Genomic DNA, 3,542 nt, shown 5'->3' on the forward strand with positions numbered 1-3,542 from the left:
GTCTATGTAGCGACTGGTTTGCCTAGCAATCACTTTTCGTCCATATAAATCGATAATCACCGACAAATATAACCAACCTTCACCCGTTTTAATATAAGTAATATCGGTTACCCATGTTTTATTAGGCTTATCAGGATTAAATTGCCTATCTAACGTGTTGGGCGCAATATTGTGATGAGCCTTGTCTGTTTTATGCTTGAATTTACGTGCTGCTTTACTCCGTAATCCCAATTGTTGCAAAACACGGCTAATTGTCCTTTCTGAAACTTGATAGCCTGCTTCTCTTGCATCATGAAGCAGGCTTGGCGCACCCAAACGGGCTTTATGTTGCCAATACTGCTTTTGGATATACTCGCTGAGTTTAACTGATTTGTTTGCTCTTTTTAACCAAGCATAATAACCCGATGAACTGACACCAAGTAATGAGCATATCCTAGTAACGGGATAGCAGGTTAAATGATTTTTCATATAAGCGTACTTCATCGACTTGGATTGTTGATGAAGTACACATGCGCCTTTTTTAGTATATCATTAGCCATTTTCAGTTCTTTAATCTCTTTTTCTAACGCCATAATCCGCTGTTGCTCAGCGGTTAACTCTCGACGGCTGGTTTTATTCGGGGAAAGTTGCCTAATCCATTTATCTAGGGTTGATTTACCCACACCTAGATGATTGGCAAGTTCGCTGATAGAAAGGTGTGCATTAGATAACGCATAATCCACTGATTGTTGTTTGAATTCGATATTAAATTTTTTGACCATGATATTTGTCTCCTATGATTTTTGTTTATACCATAGAGGCAACTTTTGTCCACTTTTTTGGCGAGGATCAGGTCTTACAGCAGCAGAATCAAAAGCATTTTTAGAAAGTCTAAATTTGGAACAGAGACGACTAATTGAAATTGCATTAGTCGATCCAATGGGAGATGGGTTCCTTGAAGATGCAGTACTAAAAACTTATGAACGTTATTATAATGATTACCTAAAAGAGAAAGATAGTAATAAAGATAATAATACGTTAACAGGTACCGGAAGTAGTTCAGCAGGCGGGGCTCCGGGATTACCGCCTGATGATGACGATGATAAATCTCCAAAAGAATCATCTCGTAATAGCGATAAAAAAGGTGTTGGAGGTAATGGAGCTTCGTCTGAACTACCTAATTTGGATGGTAAATCACCAGAACAAGCAAGAAAAATTTTAGAAAAGTATGGATTTGAAGAAAAATCAATTAGTCCTGCAGGTTATCAAAGGTTTGTTGCTAAAGATGGATCTGAGATTACAATTAATTGGAACAGCGGTCGAATAGTCAGGACAACAGCTCCAAAATATGGAACAAATGGCGCTAGAATCAATAAAGGGCAACGGTTGGATGCAAATGGTAGGGAGATCCCAAGGGATGTACTTCATAATCAACATCCAACTGAGACGCTCAATATTAAATAAGGAGTATAATCTATGTTAGATTTAACTAAATTATCAATTAGTTGGATAGATGAACTAAATATCGCTAATAATCAAGTAAAAATTAAAGCTATTGCTTTAGATAAAATTATACAAATTGAGTGTATTATTATTATTTTTATGTCAGTGTCCAATCAAGATGAAGACATAGGTGATAATGGAAATGTATATGAAATTAACCATGATTATCGCACACTCAATTCAAATGAATTGAATTATTTTGGGTTATGTGATAATTATTCAGAAAATGATTTTTTTAATGTTATCAATGTTTGGGGAGATTATAATATTCGAATAGTATGTAGGGAAATTAAAGTTATTGAATTAGGTATCTATCCTGAAATATAGTAGCTCAAACTCAACCCCCCAACCCGATAATCCTAGCTTATGTTAGAGTATTCGTTATTAAAAAGTGGCAGTTAATACTGCCACTAAATTCTATAATTAATTTTTTTAATTGCCAATTTTTGCTTAGTATGCACTTTAGCCATTATTATTTTTATGCACCATTGTAGTAAATAAAGCCTACTTGTTGCATTGCGCATTGGCCATATCTCCCTCTATTCAAAAAACACATTAACTTACTATTTTCACTTACAAAAAATTAGTCAGTAAAGCTATTGATTTTATTTGAGTTTTTGTTGTTTTTATTCTAGCCGTGGCGGTGATAGCCTCAGAAGCGAAAGACAAGAGCCAAAACCGCCTTGACACAGGCACAATCAGCTTTAGTGATATCGAAAACAAAGCGGACTACCAAGTCAGTAGCAGCAGTGCAGGGGTAAGCTCTAGCGGCATGCCATCGATGCCAACCAGTCGCAATAAAAACGAAAGCGAGCATTCGACGACGCATTCAGCGGTATCGGAAGGGACGATAATTATCCGCAACAAAGACGACCAAAAACAAGATATCAACGAACTAAGCCGAGATACTGAGCAGGCGAATAACGAGCTCAAACACATCTTTAACAAACAAAAAGAGCAAGACATCATCGACCAAACGCAGTTAGTGAGTGAAATTGGTGGTGAAACGTTAACGATGCTTAATCATATAGACCGGATAAGAGCCGAATCCAAGGCAAAAGAAGCGGTTGAAAAGGAAAAAGAGAAAGGTAAAAACAAGGGACTAACAGAAGAAGAGCAACAAAAAATCTACGAAGACGCCTACAAAGAATCGATGAACGAAGGCATGTCAGCGATGGGCAGTGATACCCGTCAAGGCATTGACATGGCGGTTAGTATCATCAACGGCTTGATCCTCGCCAAAAAAGTGGACAAAAGTTGCCTCTATGGTATAAACAAAAATCATAGGAGACAAATATCATGGTCAAAAAATTTAATATCGAATTCAAACAACAATCAGTGGATTATGCGTTATCTAATGCACACCTTTCTATCAGCGAACTTGCCAATCATCTAGGTGTGGGTAAATCAACCCTAGATAAATGGATTAGGCAACTTTCCCCGAATAAAACCAGCCGTCGAGAGTTAACCGCTGAGCAACAGCGGATTATGGCGTTAGAAAAAGAGATTAAAGAACTGAAAATGGCTAATGATATACTAAAAAAGGCGCATGTGTACTTCATCAACAATCCAAGTCGATGAAGTACGCTTATATGAAAAATCATTTAACCTGCTATCCCGTTACTAGGATATGCTCATTACTTGGTGTCAGTTCATCGGGTTATTATGCTTGGTTAAAAAGAGCAAACAAATCAGTTAAACTCAGCGAGTATATCCAAAAGCAGTATTGGCAACATAAAGCCCGTTTGGGTGCGCCAAGCCTGCTTCATGATGCAAGAGAAGCAGGCTATCAAGTTTCAGAAAGGACAATTAGCCGTGTTTTGCAACAATTGGGATTACGGAGTAAAGCAGCACGTAAATTCAAGCATAAAACAGACAAGGCTCATCACAATATTGCGCCCAACACGTTAGATAGGCAATTTAATCCTGATAAGCCTAATAAAACATGGGTAACCGATATTACTTATATTAAAACGGGTGAAGGTTGGTTATATTTGTCGGTGATTATCGATTTATATGGACGAAAAGTGATTGCTAGGCAAACCAGTCGCTACATAGAC

General features: G+C 37.5%; 7 protein-coding genes. 5 read left to right on the forward strand and 2 right to left on the reverse strand.

Translation table 11 applies throughout. The features are described from left to right. Together A9G25_RS00305 and A9G25_RS00310 are read right to left on the reverse strand one after the other, a co-directional pair. Nucleotides 1-483 (reverse strand): DDE-type integrase/transposase/recombinase (locus tag A9G25_RS00305; protein WP_141674942.1); only part of this gene is annotated, 483 nt, incomplete at its 3' end. Then, nucleotides 480-761: an IS3 family transposase gene (locus A9G25_RS00310; protein WP_065625218.1), complete on the reverse strand. Its 282-nt coding sequence runs from the start codon at nt 759-761 to the stop codon at nt 480-482. The genes A9G25_RS00310 and A9G25_RS00305, both read right to left, overlap by 4 nt. Between A9G25_RS00310 and A9G25_RS12170 the strand changes: the two genes are divergently transcribed. The 5 genes from A9G25_RS12170 to A9G25_RS00335 all read left to right on the forward strand — a co-directional run. Further along, entirely contained in the window at nt 760-1,443 is a 684-nt protein-coding gene (locus tag A9G25_RS12170) for a PASTA domain-containing protein (RefSeq protein ID WP_141674946.1), read from the forward strand. The genes A9G25_RS00310 and A9G25_RS12170 overlap by 2 nt on opposite strands. Before the next feature lie 12 nt (nt 1,444-1,455). Continuing rightward, nucleotides 1,456-1,809: a hypothetical protein gene (locus tag A9G25_RS00320; protein ID WP_065625255.1), complete on the forward strand. Its 354-nt coding sequence runs from the start codon at nt 1,456-1,458 to the stop codon at nt 1,807-1,809. Between the two features lie 316 nt (nt 1,810-2,125). Continuing rightward, the gene (locus A9G25_RS00325) at nt 2,126-2,878 is read left to right on the forward strand and encodes a hypothetical protein (RefSeq protein WP_065625256.1); all 753 of its coding nucleotides are present in this window, start codon (nt 2,126-2,128) and stop codon (nt 2,876-2,878) included. After that, nucleotides 2,782-3,063: an IS3 family transposase gene (locus tag A9G25_RS00330; RefSeq protein ID WP_065625218.1), complete on the forward strand. Its 282-nt coding sequence runs from the start codon at nt 2,782-2,784 to the stop codon at nt 3,061-3,063. The genes A9G25_RS00325 and A9G25_RS00330 overlap by 97 nt, the downstream gene beginning before the upstream one ends. Then, a partial coding sequence (locus tag A9G25_RS00335; RefSeq protein ID WP_141674942.1) for a DDE-type integrase/transposase/recombinase occupies nt 3,060-3,542 on the forward strand: 483 nt, incomplete at its 3' end. The genes A9G25_RS00330 and A9G25_RS00335, both read left to right, overlap by 4 nt.

The organism is Gilliamella sp. Bif1-4, assembly GCF_001690535.1.
Taxonomy (GTDB): domain Bacteria; phylum Pseudomonadota; class Gammaproteobacteria; order Enterobacterales; family Orbaceae; genus Gilliamella; species Gilliamella bombi.